Raw genomic sequence first — 21,389 nt, 5'->3', positions numbered from 1 at the left:
CGCAGGCTCGGCGCGGGCCCCTGCAGCAGGGCCGTTCCAGCCCGTCACCGTGGTGCTGCGGCCGTTGGGGCTGGGGGACCTGCTCACCGGCGTGCCCGCCATCCGGGCGGTCCGGGCCGCCGTCCCCGGCAACCGGCTGGTCCTGGCGACGACGACGGCGCTGGCACCGCTGGCCGGGCTGATCGACGCCGTCGGCGAGGTGCTCCCCGCCCGCGAGCTCGAGCCGCTGGACTGGTCCGGTCCGCCGCCCGAGCTCGCCGTCGACCTGCACGGCAAGGGGCCCGCCTCGCACGTGGTCGTGGCCGATCTGCAGCCCGCGCGGCTGCTCACCTTCGACAGCCCCGGCTACCCGGGACCCACCTGGTACGCCGACGAGCACGAGGTGCGGCGCTGGTGCCGGCTGGTCTCCGAGGGGCTGGGCGTCGAGGCCGACCCGGACGCGCTCGACCTCGCCGTCCCGCCGGTCCCGCCTCCGGTGCGCGGCGCCGCCGTGGTCCACCCCGGCGCGGCCTACCCCGGCCGGCGCTGGCCGCCCGAGCGGTTCGCCGCCGTCGCCCGCCACCTCGCCGACCGCGGGCACGACGTGCGGATCACCGGCGGTCCGGCCGAGGTGGAGCTGGCAGGCTCGGTGGCCGACGCCGCCGGGCTCGGCCCGGACGCCGTGCTGGCCGGCCGGACGACGTCGATGGAGCTGGCCGCCGTCGTCGCGGCCGCGGCCCTGGTCGTGTGCGGGGACACCGGCGTCGCCCACCTCGCGACCGCCTACCGCCGTCCCTCGGTGGTGCTGTTCGGCCCGGTGTCACCCGCGCTGTGGGGCCCGCCGGCGCGCACGGCACCGGACGGGAGAGCGCTGCACCGCGTGCTCTGGCACGGGGACGGCACCGGCGACCCGTGGGGCACCGACCTCGACCCCGCGCTGGGGAAGGTCACGATCGACGAGGTCCTCGCCGCCCTCGACGACCTCCCCCCTGCTTTTCCGCGGTAAAGCGGGCTGCTTTTCCGCGGAAAAGCAGGGGGCTTTCAGTCGCGCTGGCGGAGGGCGTCGAAGAGCACCGTCTGCAGGTCGGTCGGGTCGACGGCGGAGTAGGCCGCGCCGCCCGTCGCCTCGGCGATGCGCTCCAGCGCCGACAGGTCCGCGTCCGGGCCCAGCGCCACGCCGATGACCTTGATCGGCCGCGTGGGATCGGCCTCCGCGGTCAGCGTGCTCAGCAGAGCCTCCTCGGCGAGGCCGGCGTCGTCGTCCTCGTTCGTCCCGTCGGTCATCAGGAGGACGCTGTTCACCGCGCTCGGGTCGTAGTTGGCCCGGGCGGCGCGGACCGCGGCCAGCGTCGTGTCGTAGAGGCCGGTGCCGCCGGGGGCCAGCCGTTCCGGGAGGGTGGCGGCCTGGGCGTCCAGGATCGCCCGCTGCGTCTGCCCGTCGACTTCGGTGTCCAGCTTGCGGATGGGCACCAGCTCGGTCCAGTCCTGGTCGCCGGCCAGGTGGTAGGCGAAGAACCACAGCCCGAGGGCGTACTCGCCGGGCACCAGCGACAGGGTGGTCCGCGCCGCGTCCCGGGCCAGCGTGGCGCGCGTGCCGTTGCCGGCCGGGGCCTCCATGGACTTCGAGACGTCCAGGACGGCCAGGATCCGGGACGGCGCGGCGAGGCTGGTCAGCCGGGCGAGCAGGCCACCCACCTCGGCTGGGTCCAGCTCCACCTGCTGCGGGGCCTCCTCGCGGATGCCGCTCTCCTCGCCGGCCGCCGGCGGGGCGTCGCCCTCGGCGCCGCGGAAGCCGGCCTCCATGGCGGCGGTCCGTGCCTCCTCGGACGTCAGCACCGCGACGACGGCGTCCACGGCCTGCTGCTGCTGGCCGTCGCCCGCCGCGACGCGGAACACCGGGTAGTCGAGCACCGGGGAGCCCTCGGAGGGGTAGACCGCGACGAGGGAGGAGTCGCTGTTCGAGGCGTGGGCGGCGTAGACGGTCTGCTCGCTCACGGGCACCAGTGCGGCGTCCTCGGCGCCCTGGCCGCCGGCTTCGAGCGCCTCCTCCGAGCTGCCGGAGCGCGCCGCGGACAGCACCACCTCGACGACGCCGTTGTCGGCGTCCTCTCCGCCGCCCAGCGAGCCGCGGAGAGCGGTGAGCGCGGCGATCCCCTCGGCGCTGCCGGCGAGATCGGGCACGGCGACGTCCTTGTCGGTGGTGAGCGCCTCCGCCCACGTGGGCGGCTCGTCCATCCAGCCCTCGGCGTCGGCGACGGCCCGGCTGGTGGCCAGCACGACGGGGGAGGAGCCGAGGGACCCCTCGTCGGTCAGCTCGGTGTCGCCGGCGCGCAAGGCCCACAGCGACGAGTCAGGCAGCCAGACGTCGGGCAGCGACTCGGGGTCCAACGCGCTCAGGGCGCCGGCGGTCTGCAGCGGCTCCTGGGGGGTGACCTCGGCGGTGACGCACCCGTCGTCCCCGAGGGCGCCCGGCTCGGCGAGGAGCTGCTCGGTCAGCGAGACGAGTTCCGGGGCGACCGTCACCGCGACCGTCGACGTCGTGTCGCACGCCGCGGCGTCGTCGTCGCCGCCGGCCGCGAGCCACCACACGAGGCCGACGGCGAGCAGCACGACGACCACACCGGCGGCGATGAGAGGGGCGGCGGGAAACCGGCGGCGGGTGGCACTGGAATCAGCGTGGCGGCCCATGCTCGCTCTCTGTCATCGCTCGGGGACGGACGGCGGCCCCCCGGTCCGCACCGACAGAGTAGTTGGGTACGCCAGACCCCCGGCCGGAGCGGCTCAGCCGACGCGCGCCTCCCGCGCCGACAACTGACCGGCGAACCAGTCGACCGTCCGGCGCAGGCCCTCCTCGGAGGGCACCTGCGGCCGCCAGTCCAGCAGCTTCTCGGCCAGGGTCGTGTCGGGACGCCGCACCTTCGGGTCGTCCACCGGCAGGTCGATGAACTCGACGGAGGAGTCGGAGTCGGTGAGCTCGACGATCCACTCCGCGAGCCGGAGCATCGACAGCTCGTCGGGGTTGCCGATGTTCACCGGCCCGGCGTGCCCGGAGAACGCCATGGCCAGGATGCCGGTGACGGTGTCGTCGACGTAGCAGATCGAGCGGGTCTGGGAGCCGTCGCCGGCCACCGTCAGCGGCCGGCCGGACAGCGCCTGGCCGACGAAGGCGGGGATGGCCCGGCCGTCGTCGAACCGCATCCGCGGACCGTAGGTGTTGAAGATCCGGACGATGCCGGTGTCGGTGCCCCGGGAGCTGCGGTACGCCGTGGTGAGCGCCTCGCTGAACCGCTTGGCCTCGTCGTAGACCCCGCGCGGGCCGACCGGGTTGACGTTGCCCCAGTACTCCTCGGGCTGCGGGTGCACCAGCGGGTCGCCGTACACCTCCGACGTCGAGGCGAGGACGTAGCGGGCGCCCTTCTCGCGGGCCAGGCCGAGGGTGTGCAGGGTGCCCAGGCTGCCGACCTTGAGCGTCTCGATCGGCATCTTCAGGTAGTCCAGCGGGCTCGCCGGCGAGGCGAAGTGGAGCACCAGGTCGACGGGGCCGGGGACGTGCACGTAGTCGGTGACGTCGCAGCGCACGAGGCGGAAGCCGGGGCGCTCCATCAGGTGCAGGACGTTCTCCGGCGACCCGGTGAGGAAGTTGTCGAGGCAGACGACCTCGACGCCGCGGTCGAGCAGGTGCTCGCAGAGGTGCGAACCGAGGAACCCGGCACCGCCGGTCACGACGGCCCGACGGATGGTCCGTGCTCCTCGCACCGGCTGTGCCATGACTCTCCCTCGTCCACCCCGGGGCACGGCGGGGCGCGTGCACCGCGGGCGTCCTACCCCGCCGGTCACGGCACACACACTTCGGAGTCGAAGTGTTCACGCACTCGTCGGCGACGATTAGGTCACGGAAGCGTCCGCCTCACCCCCTCCGTCGTGCCGAGGGTCACAATGGGCTGACCGCACAGTCCCGGCCACCGCGTGTTGTGCTGTACGTCACGTCCGTCCGGCGTCCGGAGAAGGAGATCGAGTGCAGGCGTTCGACACCGAGGTCACCTCCCACTTGGTCGACCTCGCCCCGCTGCTCCTCGAGCAGCTCGACGCCATGACCGATCGCATGGTGGACGTGCTCTCGCGCACGGAGCCCGCCTACCGCGACCTCATCGCCGGGTCCGAGGAGGAGCTGCGCCGCTCGACGCGCGACAACCTCGAGCACGGGTTGCTGGCCCTGGTCGGCGCCCCGGTGGCCGACCGCCCCGCCCTGCACGGGGCCCGGGAGATCGGTCGCCGCAGGGCCACGCAGGGCATCCCGCTGGAGGCGGTGCTGCGCGCCTACCGGCTGGGCGGCCAGGTCACCTGGGAGGCGCTGCTCAAGGTCTCGGCCCAGGCCGGCGGACGGCACGACACGCTCCTGCTGCAGGTGGCGGGCACGGTCTGGCGCACCAACGACGGCGAGTGCGCGGCGCTGGCCGAGGGCTACCGCGACGAGCAGCGCCGGCTGGCCGGCGTCGACGAGGAGACCCGCCGTCGCGTGCTGGACGGGCTGCTGGACGGCCGCGGGGACGATCCGTCGTTCGTGCGCACCGCCGCGGACATGCTGGCCATGTCGCTCGACGGCCGGCTCATGGCCGTCGTCGCGCTGCCGACCGAGAACGGCGAGCCGGGCCTCGAGGGCGTGGGACCCGAGCTGCTCCGCCACGGCGTGCGCTCGGTGTGGGGCACGCGCTCCGGCGCGCAGGTGGGCCTCATCGCGCTGGGGAACCTCGGCCCTGCCGAGATCCGCGGCCGGCTCGAGGCGCTGACCACGGGCCCGGTGGGGGTCTCCGCGCCGGTCGACGGCGCCGGGGCGGTCAGCTCCGCCTACCGGCTGGCCGAGACCGCCGCCCGGACGCTGCCCCGGACGACCCGCCGGGTGGTGACGATCGACGAGCGGCTGCCCGAGGCGCTGCTGAGCAACTCCCCGGAGATCAGCTCCCGCCTCGTGGGCCAGACGCTGGGCGGGCTGCTGGCACTGCCCGCGGACGAGCGCGAGGTCCTGCTGGACACCCTCGCCGCGTTCCTCGCCTCGGACGGCTCGCCCACCCGCGCGGCCGACGAGCTGTACTGCCACCGGAACACGGTCATGCACCGGCTGCGGCGGATCGAGCAGGTCACCGGCCGCAAGGTCGCCGACCCGCGCGCCCGCCTGCAGTGGCAGCTGGCACTGCTCGGCGCGCAGCACGGGCGGCCGACCCAGCGGTCGGCCTAGCGGCTACTGGAGGTAGCTCTCCACCTGCGGCTCGGGGCGGGGCTGCGCCTCGTCGGGATCCTCGTCGTACTGGCGCTTGGCCCGGCGCTGGCGCAGCAGGTCCCACAGCTGGTCCAGGTCCGCCTCGAGCTTGCTCATGCGGGTGCGCGTCTCGTCGGTGTGCTCGCTGCTGTCGCGGAGCTTGTGCTCCTCCTCGACCAGCGAGTGGATGCGGCTGAGGATGTCGGTCTCGTCCATGCACGGGTGCCTGCCCCCTCGCGGCGACACGAAACGGTCAGTCGCCCGCGTCGGGGACCCAGCCTTCCACGAACGCGGCCAGCCGCCGGGTGACCGCGCCCCCGGCGCGACCCACCGACAGCAGCGCCGCCCGCTCCAGCGGGATGCGCACCGGGCGCCGGCCGGCCGGCCGGGTGACGACGGCGTGCCCCGCGGCCACCAGCTCCGACCGCGGGCGCTGCAGCTGGGCCAGCACCCGGTCCAGCGCCGCGGTCGTGGGCGCGGCGTTGCCCTCGACCATCGCGGTGACGAAGGCGGGGTCGCTGCCGATGACCCGGGTGCCGTCCCGGAAGCTGCCGGCGGCCAGCGCCAGCGCCAGTGGTCCGGCCTCCGCGGCGGCGGCGGCGAGGGCGGCGGCGAGCAGGTGCGGGACGTGGCTGATCGCGGCGACGGCGGCGTCGTGCTCGGCCGCGGTGACCGGCACGACCTCGGCGCCGACGGCCAGCGCCACCTCGGCGACGCGCAGCCACCGGGGGAGCTCGGTGCCGGGCTCCACGCACAGCGCCCACCGCGCTCCGGCGAACAGCCCCGGGTCGACGGCCTCGTGCCCGGACCGCTCCGTGCCGCACATGGGGTGCCCGCCGACGAACCGGCCGCCCAGCTGCCCGCCGAGCGACGCCAGGACCGGTCCCTTCACCGAGCCGAGGTCGGTGACCGTCGCGCCGGGGTCGACGACCAGCCCGTCCAGCACCGTCGCCATGGCTGGCAGCGGGACGGCGAGGACGACGACGCCGGTGAGCTCGCGGGTGATCCGCACCCCGCGTGCGGCTGCCGCGTCGCGGGCCGCCGGGTCGGTGTCCCAGCCGGACACGGGGCGGCCCGCGGCGGCCAGTGCGGCGGCCAGGGAGCCGCCCAGCTGCCCCAGCCCGACCACCGAGACGGGCGGTGCCGGCATGGTCGGAACGGGGAACGAGGGCGCCCGTCCGGCAGCAGTGGTCGCGGCACGCTCGGCATCGGCCATGATCAGAGGCTATGACCCAGTTGCTGCTGCTCGACGGCCCGACCCGGCGGTCCCGGCGGTGAGCGCGGTGGACGGCGCGCCCGCCGGCCCGGCCAGCTACGCGGTGCGGGTGTCGCGAGCGGGCGCGCGCTGGCGGGTGGACCTGCTGGCCGAGGACGCGGGTGACGAGCTGCCGGTGCTCGAGCGTGCGCTGGGCGACGCCGGCGCGTGGCCGCCACCGTTCGTGGTGGTCGTTGACTCCCGGCTCTACTTCGTCGTCCTGCGGCACGGGCCCGGTGGCATGGTCCGGGCGCTGATCTCCGACGCGACGATGCTCGAATGGGTGCTGGCCGCCGAGGTGGTCGAGCGGTACGGGATCGGCGTCGACACCGACGGCGCCTTCGACGACGACGAGAGCGGCTGGCCCGGTGGCGACATGGACGTCTTCGCCGACGACGGGCTGCCCGCCGAGGAGCTGAGGACGATCGTGACTGCTGACGACCTGTGGGCCGACGAGATGGTGCAGCGGATCGCCGCCCGCCTCGGGTTCGACGACGAGCTGGCCGCGGCGGTGAACTCGTGAGCGGCACCGTGTCGGCGGTCGTCTTCGACCTGGGCGGGGTGATCACCGAGAGCCCGATGATCGCGTTCGCCGCCTACGAGCGCGAGGCCGGACTGCCCGACGGGCTGATCCGGCAGCTGAACTCCACCGATCCGGACACCAACGCATGGGCGCGCTTCGAGCGCAACGAGCTGGACGTGGCGGGGTTCTCGGCAGCGTTCGAGGCCGAGGCCGCCGCGCTCGGGCACCGGCTCGACGCGAGCCGGGTGCTGGCCGCTCTCCGTGGCGAGGTCCGGCCGGCCATGGTCGAGGCCATCCGCCGGCTCCGCGCGCACGGGCTGCCGCTGGGGATGGTGTCGAACAACGTCTCCCCGATGGAGCGGGGCGGGCGGATGGACGAGATCCTCGACATGTTCGACGTCATCGTGGAGTCGTCGATCGAGGGCGTGCGCAAGCCCGAGCCCGAGATCTACCAGCGGGCGCTGGTCCGGCTGTCCGAGGCCGTGGGCCGGCGCATCGAGGCCGCCGACTGCGCGTACCTCGACGACCTCGGCATCAACCTCAAGCCGGCGCGGGCGCTGGGTTTCTCGACCATCAAGGTCGTCGACCCGGACGTCGCGATCGCCGAGCTCTCCGGGCTGGTCGGCTTCCCCCTGGTCGGCCCTGCGGCATGACGCGGGCGTGGCACCGTCCTCCGGCACAGTCGGCCTCTGCCCACAGCGGTGGGCAGAGGCCGACTGTCCGCAGGCCGCCGTCATGAGGCTCGACGTCGACGCAGCCATGGGGCGGGCGCTCGAGCTCGCGACCGCGGCGCAGGAGTGGGGCGACACCCCGATCGGCGCCGTCGTCCTGGGTCCGGACGGCGCGGTGCTCGCCGAGGCGGCCAACGAGCGGGAGAAGCGCGGCGACCCCACCGCGCACGCCGAGGTGCTGGCGCTGCGCGCGGCCGCGCAGGTGCACGGCGACGGCTGGCGGCTGACCGGCTGCACCCTGGTGGTCACCCTCGAGCCGTGCACCATGTGCGCCGGCGCGACCGTCCTGTCCCGGGTCGACCGGGTGGTCTACGGGGCCGACGACCCCAAGGCCGGCGCGGCCGGATCGCTGTGGGACGTCGTCCGTGACCGGCGGCTCAACCACCGGCCGGAGGTCACCGCGGGCGTCCGCGCCGAGGAGTCCGCCACGCTGCTACGTGCGTTCTTCCGGGCCCAGCGGGGCCTGTAGTCTCTTCGGCGGTGGCGTGTCCGAGCGGCCGAAGGAGCACGCCTCGAAAGCGTGTGAGGTTCATAGCCTCCGTGGGTTCAAATCCCACCGCCACCGCCAGCGCGACCGGAGCCCCTGCTCTCCCGAACGGGAGGCGGGGGCTCCGTCATTGGTCAGGGTCGCGCTCAGGGGTCGAGCTCGCTGTCGAGGATCAGCTGCCCGTTCTGCTCGATCAGGGTGAACCGGCGGAGCGCGGATCTCGTCTCACCGTTGGTGAAGGTCCAGTCGAGCCGGCCGGTGACCTGGGTCTGCCCGTCGGTCGCCTGCACCTCGCTGACCCTCACGTCGGAGAACTGGCTCCAGTACGCGATGTAGTCCTCGCGGCTGCCGATGTTGGCGCGCAGCGTCGGGCCGGTGCGGTCGTACGCGGATGCCGGGTCCTGGATGACCTGCCGGTGGTAGTCGGCGAGGAAGGCCTGGATGTTGGCCGCGCTCAGCGGGTCGCTCACGGGCTCCGGCCCAGGGGGCGGTTGCGACGTGGGTTGATCGGCAGCGCTGGTCCCGGTGCTCCCGCTGTCCGGTTCCTCGGCGCCGGTCGACCCGCCTGCCGGGCTCTCCCCGGTCTCCTCGTCCTCCGGCGCCGGGCTCGAGGGCGGCGAGGACGTCGGCGAGGACGTCGTGTCGTCGGCCTGCGTCCCGGTGCGGTCGGGGTCATCGGGGCGCAGGGCCACGAAGCCGATCACCGCGGCCAGCGCCGCGACGAGGAGGGCCGCGGCCACCCAGATCGCCCGTCGCCGTCCGGTCCGTCCCGGCGCGGGCTGGACGCGGGGCCGGTCGGCGGCCGGCGGAGCGGCGGGCGGCTGCTCGGCCGGCGGTGCCGAGGCCGGGGGAGGTGACGGTGCAGCGGCCTCCGGGGGTGTGCCCGTCCGCGGTGCCGCTGCCGAGCGCACCGGCGGCGCGGGCAGGGGCGCCTTCGCCGGCGCCTCGTCCGCGGCGGCGGCACCCGCTGCGGCCGCACCTGCCGCGGCACCGGCAGCTGCTGCGCCCGCCGCGGGGAAGACCTCGGTGCGCGGCCGCCCACCGGCCGGGCGCAGGTCGGTCCGCGCCAGCAGGACCGTGGTGGTGTCGCCGCTGCGACCCGCGGCCAGCCGCGCCAGCTCGTCGCGGACCTCGGCCATCGTCGGCCGGGCGGCCGGGTCGCTGGCCAGCATCCGCGTCAGGGGGCCGGTGAGGGAGCCGGCGCGCACCGGCGGCCGGATCGTCCCGCCGGCCACCTTGTGCAGCATGGCCAGCGCGTTGTCCTCCATGCCGAAGGGCGGCTGCCCCTCGAGGCAGGTGTAGAGGGTGGCGCCCAGTGAGTAGACGTCGCTCGCCTCGCCCATCTCGTAGCCCTGGGCGACTTCCGGCGCGAGGAACGCCGGCGTGCCGGTGATCTGGCCGGTCTGGGTGAGTGTGACGTCGCCGTGGGCGTGCGAGATGCCGAAGTCGGTGATCTTGACCAGGCCCTCGAGCCCCGGGCCCTGGCCGATGAGGATGTTGGCCGGCTTCACGTCGCGGTGGACGATGCCGGCCGCGTGCGTGGCGGTCAGCGCGTCGGCCACCTGGGCGCCGATCTGCGCCACCTGGTCCACGCGCAGCACGCCCTCGGCGGCGACCACCTCGGAGAGGCTGCGCGAGGGCAGGTACTCCATGACCAGCCAGGGCGTCTCGCCCTCCTGCGCGACGTCGTAGACCGAGATCGCGTGCGGATGGCTCAGCCGGGCGGCGATCCGGCCCTCCCGCAGGGCCCGTTGCCGCTGCTGATCGGCCAGCGCCTCGTCGGCCTCGGAGACCAGGACCTGCTTGACCGCGACCTGGCGGCCCAGGAGTTCGTCGCGGGCCAGCCAGACCGCGCCCATGCCGCCGCCACCGATCTGCGACTGCAGCCGGTAGCGGCCGGCGACGAGCCGGCCGGGAGCGGTGAGGGAGGGGGACATCGGCGGATCGGTGGCAGACGTCGTCAGACGCCCGAGGGCTCCCCGTACCGGCGCACGTACTCCTCCTTGGCGCCTGCGGGGAGGGCGTCGAACAGCTCGCCGAGCTCGGTGTGCACGGCCGGGTCGAGGTCGTCGAAGATCCGGCCCCAGGTCGGGGGCTCGTCGTAGCTGCGGGTCAGCAGCAGCTCCCAGGCCTGCGACTGGCGGTCGCGCTTGCCGCGCTCGGCGACGAACTCCGACAGGTAGGAGTCCTTGGCGGCCGCCTTCTCGGCCGCGGTGGCCCCCTCCGGCAGCGCCGCCGCGTCGCCGCCCTTGAGGACGCCGACGATCGCCTCGACGACGTCCGGTCGTACCTGCGTGTCCTCGCTCATGTCCGCCTCCTCCTCGGGTCGCCTCCGCGGAGGGTTCCCGGGGGCTGGTCGTTCGTATCCGCACGGGCATGCCCGCAGGTCGGGACACTCAACCACCCCCGGGAGCAGAAGGGGTGTCCGGCGCGGCCCGCCGACCGGACGGGGCTCCGCCGGGCCGGTCTCCGAGAGCCGTGCCGAGGTTCCGGCGGTCGCCCGGTAGCATCGGGCCCGCAGTTGGAGGATTCGCCTAGTGGCCTATGGCGCTCGCTTGGAAAGCGGGTTGGGGGCAACCCCTCGGGAGTTCGAATCTCCCATCCTCCGCCGCACCGGGCCCGCCCCGTCCTCCCGGACGGCGGCGGGCCCATCGCTTGCGGTGGTGCCCGGAAGGTTCCCGGGTGTGCTCTACAGTGGGATCCGACCCCTCGTGTGGCGTCACCCTGTGAACCTCCCCAGGGCCGGAAGGCAGCAAGGATAAGCGGGCTCTGGCGGGTGCGCGGGGGGTCCCTTTCTTTCCGCCCGGAGCCGGTCGCGCCGTGGACGTGCCGCGGTTCACAGCTCCCTGTCAGGTTCGTGCGCTTCGATGCATGAACCGTCAAGCAGGGGAGTGGGCCATGAGTCGTCGCGTCCGGTGGATCCTCGGGGGCGGCCTCGCGCTCCTCGTGCTGGGCCTGATCGGCGGACCGCTGATCTACGCCGCCATGGAGGAGGACGCGCCCCCGGCCCGCACCGTGGAGGCGCAGCCGGAGGGCGTCGCGCTCACCCCGGAGACCGACGGCACGTGGACGGTCGCCGCCGGCTCGAGCGCGGGCTACCGCGTGGACGAGGTGCTCAACGGCGCCGACGTCACCGTGGCCGGGACCACCGACCAGGTCACGGGTCAGGTCGTCGTCGAGGGCGGGGACCTGAGCTCGGCCGAGGTGACCGTCGACATCGCCAGCGTCACCACCGACAGCAGCCGCCGGGACGGCTACTTCCGCGACAACGTCATGGACGTGGGCACCTATCCGACGGCCACCTTCGTGGTCACCGGCCCCGTGGACCTGCCCGAGCTCACCGGCACGCCGGTGACCGTCCCGGTCACCGGCGAGCTGACGGTCAAGGGGACGGCGCGCGAGGTGCAGGCGGAGCTGTCCGTCGTCCGTACCCCCGAGGGTGTCGACGTCTCCGGCTCGGTCCCGCTGGTCTTCGCCGACCACGGCGTCGAGGCGCCGAACCTCGGGTTCGTCCGGGTCGAGGACCGCGGCGCCGTGGAGTTCCTGCTGCGCCTCGCGCGCTGACTCCTGTGGACGCCGCGGCGACGTGACCGCGGCGTCGGTGGGCCTGGGTAACCTCGCGGCGTGGCACTGGCTCTGTACCGGAAGTACCGCCCGGCGACCTTCGCCGAGGTGGTCGGGCAGGAGCACGTCACCGCGCCGCTGGTGAACGCGGTCGACGGCGGCCGGATCAACCACGCCTACCTCTTCAGCGGCCCCCGTGGCTGCGGCAAGACGTCGTCGGCCCGCATCCTGGCCCGCTCGCTGAACTGCGAGCAGGGGCCCACCTCGACGCCCTGCGGCGTCTGCGGCTCGTGCGTCGCGCTGGCGCCCGACGGCCCCGGCTCGCTGGACGTCATCGAGATCGACGCGGCCAGCCACGGTGGTGTCGACGATGCCCGCGACCTGCGCGAACGCGCCTTCTTCGCCCCGGTCAACAGCCGGTACAAGGTCTACATCGTCGACGAGGCGCACATGGTGTCCTCGCAGGGCTTCAACGCCCTGCTCAAGGTCGTCGAGGAGCCGCCGGAGTTCCTGGTCTTCGTCTTCGCGACGACGGAGCCGGACAAGGTGCTGCCCACCATCCGGTCGCGCACCCACCACTACCCGTTCCGCCTCGTGCCGCCGACGACGCTGCGCGGGTTGCTCGAGAAGACCTGCGTCGCCGAAGGCGTGACGGTCGAGCCGACCGTCTTCCCGCTGGTCGTGCGTGCCGGTGGCGGCTCGGTCCGGGACTCGCTGTCGATCCTCGACCAGCTGCTGGCCGGTGCCGGGCCCGAGGGCGTCACCTACCGCAGCGCCGTCGGCCTGCTCGGGGTCACCGACGACGCGCTGCTCGACGAGACGATCGACGCGCTGGCCGCGCACGACGCCGCCGGGGTGTTCCGTGCGGTCGACCGCGTGGTCGAGGCCGGGCACGACCCGCGCCGGTTCGCCACCGACCTGCTCGACCGGCTGCGCGACCTCATCGTGCTGGACGCGGTCCCCGACGCCGGTGGCAACGGGTTGCTGGACTCGCCGTCGGACCGGATCGACCTGATGAGCCAGCAGGCCCAGGCGCTCGGGTCGGCCACCCTCTCGCGGATGGCCGACACCGTGCACGAGGGCCTCACCGAGATGCGGGGGACGACGGCTCCCCGGCTGCTGCTCGAGCTCGTCTGCGCCCGCATGCTGCTGCCGGGCACCGACGGCTCGGCGGTCGCCACGCTGCAGCGGCTCGAGCGCCTCGAGCGGCGGATGTCCATCGCCGGCGAGCACGCCGGACGCCCGCCGGCCGAGGTCGTGCCGCAGGAGGCGCCGCGCGCCGCCGCGGCCCGCCCGGCGCCCGCGCGCGAGCCGGTCCGCGAGGCCGCGCCGGAGCCGGCCCGCCCCGAGCCGGCCGCGGCCACACCGCCTGCCGCGGCCACACCGCCGGCCGCGGCTCCTGCGGCCATGAGCTACGTCCGGCCCTCCCAGCGCCGGGAGGGGGCTGCCCCCGCGCCGGCGGCCCCGGCCGCGTCCGCGCCGGCTGCCGCCGCGGACGACTGGCCGGAGACGGTGCAGCCCGGGTCCGCGCGACGGGCCTCGGCATCACCCGCGCCCACGCCGGCACCGGCGACCACCGGCCCGGCGTCCACCGCCCCGGGCCGTCCCCGGGCGGCCACGGACGAGCCGGACATCCCGCTGCCGCCCGAGCCCACCGACGACGAGGACTGGCCGCACCCGGCTCAGCCGGCGGCCGTCCGCGCCGCCGCCGCGCGGGTGCAGGAGCCCGGGCCCTCCGTGGCGCCCCGTCCGGCCGCCGAGTCCTCGCCCGCGCCGCGGGGCGGCGAGCCGACGCCGGTGGTGTCGGCGAACCCACCGGAGTCCGAGGGGACGCTGAACACCAGCGACGTCCGGCGGGTCTGGCCCGAGCTGCTCAAGGTCGTCCGCGGCCACAAGCGGACCACCGAGGCGCTGCTCAAGAGCGCCCAGGTGCACGACCTCGCCGGCGGCGTCCTCACGCTGGAGGCCACCTCGCCGGCGCTGGCCAAGATGCTCGGGGACGACCTCAACAAGGACGTGATCCGCGCCGCGCTGCAGGAGCTGCTCGGCGTCCGCTGGAAGGTGCAGGTCGTCGTCGCCGGCACCGCCGCGCCAGGGCCGCAGGTGAGCCGCGAGGACGCCCGCGAGGCGGCGCGCGTCGCGGAGGCGGCCGAGGCCAGCGAGCTCATGGCCCAGCGGGCGGCCGAGGAGTCGTCGGAGGGCGGACGGGAGCACGTGCCCGCGGTGGACCCCGAGCAGGCGGCGCTGCAGTTGCTCAAGACCCAGCTCGGCGCTCAGCCCATCGACTCCTGAGGCGGCCGCCTCACCGGTCCCACCCGTCGTCGGCGAGCCGCTGCACGTCGGATCCTGGGCCTACTCTCGACGTATGTTCCCCGGAGGCCAGCCCGACCTGTCGCAGCTCATGAAGCAGGCGCAGGAGATGCAGCAGCAGCTCGTCGCGGCGCAGGAGGAGCTCGCCTCCCGTGAGGTCACCGGCACCGCCGGCGGGGGGCTGGTCTCGGCGACGATGACCGGGGACGGCGAGCTCACCGCGCTCACCATCTCCCCGGCCGCCGTCGACCCCGACGACCTGGAGACGCTGCAGGACCTCGTCGTGGCCGCCGTCCGCGACGCCAGGACTGCCGTCGACCAGCTCGCGGCCGAGACGATGGGCCCGCTGGCCGGCGGTCTCGGCGGCGGAGGCGGACTGGGCCTGCCCGGCCTCTGACCGACCGCGCCCGACCGCGAGAGCACCGACACCGCAGGGAACGAGGAACACCGTGTACGAGGGTGCCGTCCAGGACCTCATCGACGAGCTCGGCCGCCTCCCCGGGGTCGGGCCGAAGAGCGCGCAGCGCATCGCCTTCCACCTGCTCGCCTCCGAGTCCGCCGACGTCGGCCGGCTCGTCGCCGCGCTCAACCGGGTGCAGGCCGAGGTCCGCTTCTGCGTGACCTGCTACAACGTCGCCGAGGCCGAGCAGTGCCGGATCTGCCGTGATCCGCGCCGCTCCGAGGACGTGCTCTGCGTCGTGGAGGAGCCCAAGGACGTCGTCGCCATCGAGCGGACACGGGAGTTCCGCGGCCGCTACCACGTGCTCGGCGGCGCGATCAGCCCGATCGACGGCGTGGGCCCGGACGACCTGCGGGTCAAGGAGCTCATGACCCGGCTCATGAACGGCGCGGTCACCGAGATGATCATCGCCACCGACCCCAACCTCGAGGGCGAGGCGACCGCCGCGTACCTGGCCCGGCTGGTCGGCCCGATGGGGCTGACGGTGAGCCGGCTGGCCAGCGGCCTGCCGGTGGGCGGCGACCTGGAGTACGCCGACGAGGTCACGCTGGGCCGCGCGTTCGAGGGGCGCCGCACCATCAGCGCCTGACGTCGACCGGCGGGTGACGCCCGGGCGACCGCTGGGTGTCGACCCGGTGAGCGCCCGGCGGCCACTTCGCGCGACGGGGGTGCTGCGGGCGAAGGTCACGGATCGGTGTCGATGCAGATCCGTGCCTCACCTGCATGGACTGGCGCGCCCTAGTGTCCGGGAAACGTCCGTGGAGCCCTTGCGGTCCTCGGCGCCCCTTTCCGGAGCTCGTCCGGCCCTCCGCGGGCCGGGAAGGAAGGTCTTCCGCGATGACCCGTCGCTCCACCACCCGTCTGCTCGCCGCGTCAGCCGCCGCGCTCACCGCGGTCTCCCTGTCGGCCTGCGCCTCCAGCGACCGTGAGGACGAGGGCGGGGGTGGCGGCGGCGAGACCGGCGGCACCCTGGTCTTCGGCGCGGCCGGTGACCCCAAGATGTTCGACCCGGCCTTCGCCAGCGACGGCGAGACCTTCCGCGTCGCCCGTCAGATCCACGAGGGTCTCCTCGGCAACGAGCTCGGCGGCACCGACCCGGTCCCCGAGCTGGCGAGGGACTGGGATGTCAGCGAGGACGGCCTCGAGTACACGTTCGCTCTGGAAGAGGGCGTGAAGTTCCACGACGGAACGGACTTCAACGCCGAGGCGGTCTGCTTCAACTTCGACCGCTGGTACAACTTCGAGGGCCTGGCCCAGAGCCCCAGCGCCACGCCGTACTACCAGGACGTGTTCGGCGGATTCGCCAGCACGCCGGACACCCCCAGCATCTTCGAGAGCTGCGAGGCGACCGACGAGAGCACTGCGGTCATCCGGCTCACCAAGGTGACCTCGCGCTTCCCCTCCGCCCTGGCCCTCCCGGCCTTCTCGATCCAGAGCCCGGACGCCCTGCAGGAGTACGACGCCGACAACCTCGGCGGCAACGACGACGCGCTGACCTACTCCGAGTACGCCCTGGAGCACCCGGTCGGCACCGGCCCGTTCAAGTTCGACAGCTGGGACCGCAGCAACGGCGAGGTCACCATCGTCCGCAACGACGACTACTGGGGTGACAAGGCCAAGCTCGACGAGATCATCTTCCGGACGATCTCCGACGGGAACACCCGCCGCCAGGAGTTCCAGGCCGGCGAGATCGACGCCTACGACTTCGTCGCACCGGCGGATTACGAGACCCTGCAGGAAGACGGCGAGGTGCTCGTCCGCGACCCGTTCAACATCCTGTACCTGGGCATCAACCATGGGAACGTCCCGGGCACCACGGCCAACCCGGCGCTGAAGGACGTCCGCGTCCGCCAGGCGATCGCTCACGCGATCGACCGGGAGACGATCGTGAATTCCCAGCTGCCCGAGGGCGCCGAGGTCGCCACCCAGTTCATGCCGCCGACGGTGGAGGGCTGGGCCGACGACGTCACCACCTACGAGTACGACGTCGAGCGGGCCAAGGAGCTGCTGGCCGAGGCCGGTGCGACCGGGACGACGCTGAAGTTCTTCTACCCGACCGACGTCAGCCGGCCCTACCTGCCGGACCCGGCCGCGATCTTCCAGGTGATCAACCAGAACCTGATCGACGCGGGCTTCACGGTCGAGGCGACGGCGCTGCCCTGGAACCCGGACTACCTGAATGCGGTCCAGGCCGGTCTGCAGCACGACATCCACCTGCTCGGGTGGACGGGTGACTACAACGACGCCTACAACTTCATCGGGACGTTCTTCGCGGCCAAGGCCGACGGCCTCGCCAAGGCGGAGTTCGGTGCCTTCGACAACCAGGAGATCTTCGCGGCCCTGGACGAAGGCGACACCAACCCGGACGTCGACGGCCGGACGGAGGACTACCAGGAGGCCAACCGGCGGATCATGGAGTTCCTGCCGGGTCTGCCGATCTCGCACTCCCCGCCTGCGCTCGTGGTCTCGGAGCGGGTCCAGGGCCTCGAGCCCAGCCCGCTGACCGCCGAGGTCTTCTCCACGGTGTCCCTCACGGACTGAGGAAGGACCCCCTCGCCCCCCACCGCTCGCAGGCTCGCGGCGGGCCCCTGCAAGGGGGCCGGCCGCGAGCCGGTGGGCGGGCCCGATCCGTGAGAGGGACCCGAGCGCGTGCTCCGCTTCATCGTCCGGCGGCTCCTGCAGCTGATCCCGATCCTGCTCGGGCTGTCGGTGCTGCTCTTCGCCTGGCTCCGCGCCCTGCCCGGCGGCCCTGCCCAGGCCGCCCTGGGTGAGCGGGCGACGCCCGAGGACATCGCCCGTTACAACGAACTGTTCGGCCTCGATGAGCCCCTGGTCGTCCAATACCTGCGCTTTCTCGGCCGTGCCGTCCGGCTGGACTTCGGCACCTCCGCCCGTACCGGCCGATCGGTGACCACCGAGTTCTTCGAGCGCATGCCCGGCACCATCGAGCTCACGCTGTTCGCGATGGTCTTCGCGATCGGTCTGGGCATCCCGCTGGGGTACCTCGCCGCCCGCAGGCACGGCAGCTGGGTGGACTCCACCTCGGTCATCGCCTCGCTGCTCGGCGTGGCGATCCCCGTCTTCTTCCTCGCCTACCTGCTGCGGCTCGGCTTCGCCGTCGAGCTGGGCTGGCTGCCCGGATCCGGGCGCCAGGACGTGCGCATGAACGCCACCCGGATCACCAACTTCTACGTGCTCGACGGTCTGCTGACCCGCGAGTGGGACGCCGCCTGGGACGCCGTGAAGCACCTCCTCCTGCCGGCGATCGCGCTGGGCACGATCCCGCTGGCCATCATCGTGCGGATCACCCGGGCCTCGGTCCTCGACGTCGTCAACGAGGACTACGTGCGGACGGCGAACGCCAAGGGCCTGGCGACGGCGACCGTGCGACGCCGGCACATCATCCGCAACGCCCTGCTCCCGGTGTCGACGACCATCGGCCTCCAGACGGGTCTGCTTCTCTCCGGCGCCGTCCTCACCGAGTCGGTGTTCGCCTTCGGCGGTGTGGGTTCGGCGATCTACGAGGCGATCGGTGCCCGCGACTTCGCCGTCCTGCAGGGCTTCATCCTCATCCTCGCGGTGGTCTACGTGCTCGTGAACCTCCTCGTCGACATCTCCTACGGTCTCCTCGATCCCCGGGTGCGCGTCCGATGACGGCCATGGGGGACGTGAAGCGGCGGCGGATCGACGAACTCGCGGCGCGCGCGGGCGCGGTGCCCGAGGGCGAGGGCGGTGTCTCGCTCACCCGCAGCGCCTTCCGGCGGCTGCGCCGCGACCCGGTCGCGATCATCGGCGCGGTCATCGTCATCACCTTCCTGGTCGTCGCGGCGTTCGCACCCTTCCTCGCGCCGCGCGACCCGCTGGCCCAGACGCTGCTGTCGGAGATCCGCCCGGGCAACATCCCCGGCGCGCGCGAGGGCTTTCCGCTGGGCGTGGACAACCTGGGCCGCGACATCCTGTCCCGGCTGATCTGGGGCTCGCGGCAGTCGCTGATGATCGGCGTCGTCTCGACCGTGCTCGGCGTCGTCGTCGGGATGGCCTTCGGCGTGCTCGCCGGCGCGTTCGGCGGCTGGGTCGACACCGTGGTCATGCGGTTCATCGACATCGTGCTGTCGATCCCCAGCCTGCTGATGGCCATCAGCATCTCGGTGCTGCTGGGCCAGAACCAGTACGCGCTGATGATCGCGATCGCGGTGACCCAGGTACCGATCTTCGCCCGGCTGCTGCGCGGGTCGATGCTGGCGCAGCGCAACAGCGACTACGCGCTGGCCGCGCAAGCGCTGGGGGTGAAGAAGAGCAGGATCGTCTTCGGGCACGTGCTGCCCAACTCGCTCTCGCCAGTGATCGTCCAGGCCACGCTGTCGCTGGCGACGGCGATCATCGAGGCTGCGGCGCTGTCCTTCCTCGGCCTGGGGGACCCGGACCTGGCCCGGCCCGAGTGGGGCGCGATGCTGGCGAACGCCCAGGCATTCCTGTCGATCCGACCGGAGCTCGCCGTCTACCCGGCGCTGTGCATCATCGTCGTGGCGCTGGGCTTCACCCTGCTCGGTGAGTCGCTGCGTGAGGCCCTCGACCCGAAGTTCCGGAGGTGAGCGGGGTGAGCAGTGGATCGAGCAGCATCTCCGCGCCGCCGGTCGGGCTGGGGAACCAGCCCGTCCTGGAGGTCACCGACCTCGCCGTCCGCTTCACCCGGCGCGGCGAGGCCGACACCCGCGCCGTCGACGGCGTCAGCTTCTCCGTCGCCCCGGGCGAGACGATCGGACTGGTCGGTGAGTCCGGGTGCGGCAAGTCCGTGACGTCCCTGGCGGTCATGGGGCTGCTCCCGAAGCGCAACGTGCAGGTCAGCGGATCGGTGCGGCTCGACGGACAGGAACTCGTCGGCGCTGACGCGGAGACGCTGCGTGGCCTGCGCGGGGCCGACATGGCGATGGTCTTCCAGGACCCGCTCTCCTCGCTCAACCCCACGGTGCCCATCGGCACGCAGGTGACCGAGGTCCTCCTCGAGCACCGCGACATGACCCGCAAGGAAGCCGTCGACGAGGCGGCCCGCCTGCTCGACCGGGTCGGCATCCCCGATCCGCTGCGCCGGCTCAAGGAGTACCCGCACCAGCTCTCCGGCGGGATGCGCCAGCGTGCGCTGATCGCGATGGCGCTCTCCTGCAGCCCGCGGCTGCTCATCGCCGACGAGCCGACGACGGCGCTGGACGTGACCATCCAGGCGCAGATCCTGGAACTGCTCCGCGAGCTCGTCGTCGACAGCGGTACCGCCCTGGTGATGATCACCCACGACCTCGGCGTCGTCGCCGGGCTCTGCGACCGGGTGCACGTCATGTACGCGGGGAAGATCATCGAGACGGCGGACCGGCACGAGCTGTTCGCCCGCCCGCGCCAGCCCTACACCGGTGGGCTGCTGGCGTCGGTGCCCCGGCTGGACAGCCCGCGCGGCGCACCACTCACCCCCATCCGGGGTTCCGCGCGCGACACCATCGCCTGGGCCGACGGGTGCGCGTTCGCGCCGCGCTGCGACAGCGCCCAGGACGACTGCCTGACCGAGGTGGCCGGCAGCACCGTCGAGCTGGTCCCCGACGGCCCGCGCCGCGAGCTGCGCTGCCGGCACCCCATCGAGTACCCGCCGGCTCCCGCCGGTGCCACCGCCCCCGGAGCAGCCCGATGACCGCGACCGCCACCCCCGCCGACCAGCGCGGGGAGCCGCTGCTGCGCGTGCAGGGGCTGAAAGTGCACTTCCCGATCAAGCGCGGCATCTTCGTCGACCGCACGGTCGGCCACGTCCGCGCCGTCGACGGCGTCGACCTCTCCATCGACCGAGGGACCACCTACGGCCTGGTGGGGGAGTCGGGCTGCGGCAAGTCGACCCTGGGCCGCGCCATCCTCCGGCTGGTCGAGCCGACGGCGGGCTCGGTCGTCTTCGACGGCACCGACGTCGCCGCGCTCAGGGGCGAGCCGCTGCGGAAGATGCGCCGGCGCATGCAGATGGTCTTCCAGGACCCGCTGGGCAGCCTGGACCCGCGCCAGAACGTCGAGTCGCTGCTGTCCGAGCCGCTGCGCGCGCACGGGCTGGACGGCGGGAACGCGGGCATCGCCGCCCACATCCGCACGCTCCTCGACGCCGTCGGCCTGCCGGTGGCCGCGCTCCGTCGCTACCCGCACGAGTTCTCCGGCGGCCAGCGCCAGCGCATCGGCATCGCCCGGTCCATCGCCCTCGAGCCCGACCTCCTCATCGCCGACGAGCCCGTCTCAGCACTCGACGTCTCCGTGCAGGCCCAGGTGGTCAACCTGTTGGAGGAGCTGCAGGAACGGCTCGGCCTGACCTACCTGGTGATCGCCCATGACCTCGCCGTCGTCCGGCACATCAGCGACGTCGTCGGCGTCATGTACCTGGGCTCGTTGGTCGAGCAGGCGCCGGCCGACGACCTGTACGAGGAGCCGCTGCACCCCTACACGCGGGCGTTGATGAGCGCGGTGCCGGTGCCCGACCCGGTGGTGGAGGGCAGCCGCGAGCGCATCCTGCTCGCCGGTGACCTGCCGTCGCCGGCGAACCCGCCCAACGGCTGCCGGTTCCACACCCGCTGCCCGTGGCGGCAGGAGACGCGCTGCGACGACGAGGTGCCGGTGCTGCGCGAGCTGGCGCCGGCCCGGTTCGTGAGCTGCCACTGGGCGGAGGAGATCCGCGACGGCGTCCTGCGGCCCAAGGCGCCGGAGGAGGTGGCGGCCATCCAGGGCGTGCACGTCGCGGCCACCGGGGTCGGGCCCGTCGAGACCGACGCGCTGGTGCAGGGCATCGACCAGCCGATCGAAAGAACGTAAG

General features: G+C 73.7%; 20 protein-coding genes, 2 tRNA genes and 1 other RNA gene. 17 read left to right on the top strand and 6 right to left on the bottom strand.

All coding sequences use genetic code 11. The annotated features are described in order from the left end of the window. The first annotated feature begins 49 nt into the window (after positions 1 to 49). Positions 50 to 985: a glycosyltransferase family 9 protein gene (locus BLS70_RS11825; protein WP_255362420.1), complete on the top strand. Its 936-nt coding sequence runs from the start codon at positions 50 to 52 to the stop codon at positions 983 to 985. Positions 986 to 1,020: 35 nt separating this feature from the next. On the opposite strand, the gene BLS70_RS11820 is transcribed toward BLS70_RS11825, so the two are convergent. Continuing rightward, positions 1,021 to 2,667 (bottom strand): substrate-binding domain-containing protein, encoded by a 1,647-nt coding sequence (locus tag BLS70_RS11820; protein ID WP_091767794.1) that lies wholly within the window; start codon positions 2,665 to 2,667, stop codon positions 1,021 to 1,023. Positions 2,668 to 2,760: 93 nt separating this feature from the next. After that, positions 2,761 to 3,747 carry a UDP-glucuronic acid decarboxylase family protein gene (locus BLS70_RS11815; RefSeq protein WP_091767792.1) on the bottom strand — a complete coding sequence of 329 codons (987 nt, stop codon included), beginning with the start codon at positions 3,745 to 3,747 and terminating at the stop codon, positions 2,761 to 2,763. 247 nt (positions 3,748 to 3,994) lie between these two features. Here BLS70_RS11815 and BLS70_RS11810 point away from each other — a divergent pair, with 247 nt between their 5' ends. After that, entirely contained in the window at positions 3,995 to 5,212 is a 1,218-nt protein-coding gene (locus BLS70_RS11810; RefSeq protein WP_091767790.1) for a PucR family transcriptional regulator, read from the top strand. Positions 5,213 to 5,215: 3 nt separating this feature from the next. On the opposite strand, the gene BLS70_RS11805 is transcribed toward BLS70_RS11810, so the two are convergent. Both BLS70_RS11805 and BLS70_RS11800 read right to left on the bottom strand, forming a co-directional pair. Further along, positions 5,216 to 5,449, bottom strand: coding sequence for a DUF2630 family protein (locus BLS70_RS11805; protein ID WP_091767788.1), 234 nt, complete (start codon positions 5,447 to 5,449; stop codon positions 5,216 to 5,218). 37 nt (positions 5,450 to 5,486) lie between these two features. Next, a complete protein-coding gene (locus tag BLS70_RS11800) occupies positions 5,487 to 6,449 on the bottom strand; it encodes a prephenate dehydrogenase/arogenate dehydrogenase family protein (protein WP_091767785.1) in 963 nt (320 codons plus the stop codon). 58 nt (positions 6,450 to 6,507) lie between these two features. Here BLS70_RS11800 and BLS70_RS11795 point away from each other — a divergent pair, with 58 nt between their 5' ends. From BLS70_RS11795 to BLS70_RS11780, 4 genes are all read left to right on the top strand, one after another. After that, the gene (locus tag BLS70_RS11795; protein WP_255362419.1) at positions 6,508 to 7,011 is read left to right on the top strand and encodes a tRNA adenosine deaminase-associated protein; all 504 of its coding nucleotides are present in this window, start codon (positions 6,508 to 6,510) and stop codon (positions 7,009 to 7,011) included. Continuing rightward, positions 7,008 to 7,664, top strand: coding sequence for an HAD-IA family hydrolase (locus BLS70_RS11790; protein ID WP_091767783.1), 657 nt, complete (start codon positions 7,008 to 7,010; stop codon positions 7,662 to 7,664). Before BLS70_RS11795 ends, BLS70_RS11790 begins: the two co-directional genes overlap by 4 nt. An 82-nt stretch (positions 7,665 to 7,746) precedes the next feature. Next, positions 7,747 to 8,211, top strand: coding sequence for a tRNA adenosine(34) deaminase TadA (tadA, locus tag BLS70_RS11785; protein WP_091767780.1), 465 nt, complete (start codon positions 7,747 to 7,749; stop codon positions 8,209 to 8,211). Between the two features lie 10 nt (positions 8,212 to 8,221). Then, a tRNA-Ser gene (locus BLS70_RS11780) sits at positions 8,222 to 8,310 on the top strand. A 65-nt stretch (positions 8,311 to 8,375) separates the two neighbouring features. Here BLS70_RS11780 and BLS70_RS20775 read toward each other — a convergent pair. Together BLS70_RS20775 and BLS70_RS11770 are read right to left on the bottom strand one after the other, a co-directional pair. Continuing rightward, positions 8,376 to 10,166: a serine/threonine-protein kinase gene (locus BLS70_RS20775; protein ID WP_091767778.1), complete on the bottom strand. Its 1,791-nt coding sequence runs from the start codon at positions 10,164 to 10,166 to the stop codon at positions 8,376 to 8,378. Between the two features lie 23 nt (positions 10,167 to 10,189). Beyond that, on the bottom strand, positions 10,190 to 10,537 hold the full coding sequence (locus BLS70_RS11770; protein WP_091767775.1) for a hypothetical protein: 348 nt from the start codon (positions 10,535 to 10,537) through the stop codon (positions 10,190 to 10,192). Positions 10,538 to 10,752: 215 nt separating this feature from the next. On the opposite strand from BLS70_RS11770, the gene BLS70_RS11765 reads away from it, so the two are divergent. From BLS70_RS11765 to BLS70_RS11715, 11 genes are all read left to right on the top strand, one after another. After that, a tRNA-Ser gene (locus BLS70_RS11765) sits at positions 10,753 to 10,837 on the top strand. Positions 10,838 to 10,929: 92 nt separating this feature from the next. Next, an RNA gene (ffs, locus tag BLS70_RS11760) (signal recognition particle sRNA small type) lies at positions 10,930 to 11,025 on the top strand. A 102-nt stretch (positions 11,026 to 11,127) separates the two neighbouring features. After that, positions 11,128 to 11,793 (top strand): YceI family protein, encoded by a 666-nt coding sequence (locus tag BLS70_RS11755; RefSeq protein WP_218122384.1) that lies wholly within the window; start codon positions 11,128 to 11,130, stop codon positions 11,791 to 11,793. Positions 11,794 to 11,853: 60 nt separating this feature from the next. Next, a complete protein-coding gene (locus BLS70_RS11750; protein WP_091767769.1) occupies positions 11,854 to 14,085 on the top strand; it encodes a DNA polymerase III subunit gamma and tau in 2,232 nt (743 codons plus the stop codon). Positions 14,086 to 14,158: 73 nt separating this feature from the next. Next, entirely contained in the window at positions 14,159 to 14,500 is a 342-nt protein-coding gene (locus tag BLS70_RS11745) for a YbaB/EbfC family nucleoid-associated protein (RefSeq protein ID WP_091767765.1), read from the top strand. Between the two features lie 52 nt (positions 14,501 to 14,552). Then, on the top strand, positions 14,553 to 15,152 hold the full coding sequence (recR, locus tag BLS70_RS11740) for a recombination mediator RecR (RefSeq protein WP_091767762.1): 600 nt from the start codon (positions 14,553 to 14,555) through the stop codon (positions 15,150 to 15,152). A 248-nt stretch (positions 15,153 to 15,400) separates the two neighbouring features. After that, entirely contained in the window at positions 15,401 to 17,104 is a 1,704-nt protein-coding gene (locus tag BLS70_RS11735) for an ABC transporter substrate-binding protein (RefSeq protein WP_091767759.1), read from the top strand. A 108-nt stretch (positions 17,105 to 17,212) separates the two neighbouring features. Next, complete coding sequence (locus tag BLS70_RS11730) at positions 17,213 to 18,217, top strand: ABC transporter permease (protein ID WP_091767756.1); 1,005 nt, start codon at positions 17,213 to 17,215, stop codon at positions 18,215 to 18,217. Between the two features lie 5 nt (positions 18,218 to 18,222). Continuing rightward, on the top strand, positions 18,223 to 19,155 hold the full coding sequence (locus tag BLS70_RS11725; RefSeq protein ID WP_255362418.1) for an ABC transporter permease: 933 nt from the start codon (positions 18,223 to 18,225) through the stop codon (positions 19,153 to 19,155). Between the two features lie 5 nt (positions 19,156 to 19,160). Beyond that, the gene (locus tag BLS70_RS11720) at positions 19,161 to 20,237 is read left to right on the top strand and encodes an ABC transporter ATP-binding protein (protein WP_255362417.1); all 1,077 of its coding nucleotides are present in this window, start codon (positions 19,161 to 19,163) and stop codon (positions 20,235 to 20,237) included. Then, positions 20,234 to 21,388 carry an ABC transporter ATP-binding protein gene (locus tag BLS70_RS11715; RefSeq protein WP_091767751.1) on the top strand — a complete coding sequence of 385 codons (1,155 nt, stop codon included), beginning with the start codon at positions 20,234 to 20,236 and terminating at the stop codon, positions 21,386 to 21,388. The genes BLS70_RS11720 and BLS70_RS11715 overlap by 4 nt, the downstream gene beginning before the upstream one ends. Position 21,389 lies beyond the last annotated feature (1 nt).

The sequence above is a fragment of the Blastococcus aurantiacus genome (assembly GCF_900102425.1).
Classification (GTDB): domain Bacteria; phylum Actinomycetota; class Actinomycetes; order Mycobacteriales; family Geodermatophilaceae; genus Blastococcus; species Blastococcus aurantiacus.
The sequence above is the reverse complement of the archived record's forward strand: the minus strand, read 5'-3'. Positions and strand labels throughout refer to the sequence as shown.

Excerpts from the sequence above, each read along its gene's own strand:
- BLS70_RS20775 (WP_091767778.1), bottom strand. The coding sequence starts at position 10,166 with ATGTCCCCCTCCCTCACCGCTCCCGGCCGGCTCGTCGCCGGCCGCTAC.
- BLS70_RS11715 (WP_091767751.1), top strand. The coding sequence starts at position 20,234 with ATGACCGCGACCGCCACCCCCGCCGACCAGCGCGGGGAGCCGCTGCTG.
- BLS70_RS11745 (WP_091767765.1), top strand. The coding sequence starts at position 14,159 with ATGTTCCCCGGAGGCCAGCCCGACCTGTCGCAGCTCATGAAGCAGGCG.
- BLS70_RS11820 (WP_091767794.1), bottom strand. The coding sequence starts at position 2,667 with ATGGGCCGCCACGCTGATTCCAGTGCCACCCGCCGCCGGTTTCCCGCC.
- tadA (WP_091767780.1), top strand. The coding sequence starts at position 7,747 with ATGAGGCTCGACGTCGACGCAGCCATGGGGCGGGCGCTCGAGCTCGCG.
- BLS70_RS11815 (WP_091767792.1), bottom strand. The coding sequence starts at position 3,747 with ATGGCACAGCCGGTGCGAGGAGCACGGACCATCCGTCGGGCCGTCGTG.
- BLS70_RS11735 (WP_091767759.1), top strand. The coding sequence starts at position 15,401 with ATGACCCGTCGCTCCACCACCCGTCTGCTCGCCGCGTCAGCCGCCGCG.
- BLS70_RS11800 (WP_091767785.1), bottom strand. The coding sequence starts at position 6,449 with ATGGCCGATGCCGAGCGTGCCGCGACCACTGCTGCCGGACGGGCGCCC.
- BLS70_RS11805 (WP_091767788.1), bottom strand. The coding sequence starts at position 5,449 with ATGGACGAGACCGACATCCTCAGCCGCATCCACTCGCTGGTCGAGGAG.
- BLS70_RS11755 (WP_218122384.1), top strand. The coding sequence starts at position 11,128 with ATGAGTCGTCGCGTCCGGTGGATCCTCGGGGGCGGCCTCGCGCTCCTC.
- BLS70_RS11725 (WP_255362418.1), top strand. The coding sequence starts at position 18,223 with ATGGGGGACGTGAAGCGGCGGCGGATCGACGAACTCGCGGCGCGCGCG.
- BLS70_RS11770 (WP_091767775.1), bottom strand. The coding sequence starts at position 10,537 with ATGAGCGAGGACACGCAGGTACGACCGGACGTCGTCGAGGCGATCGTC.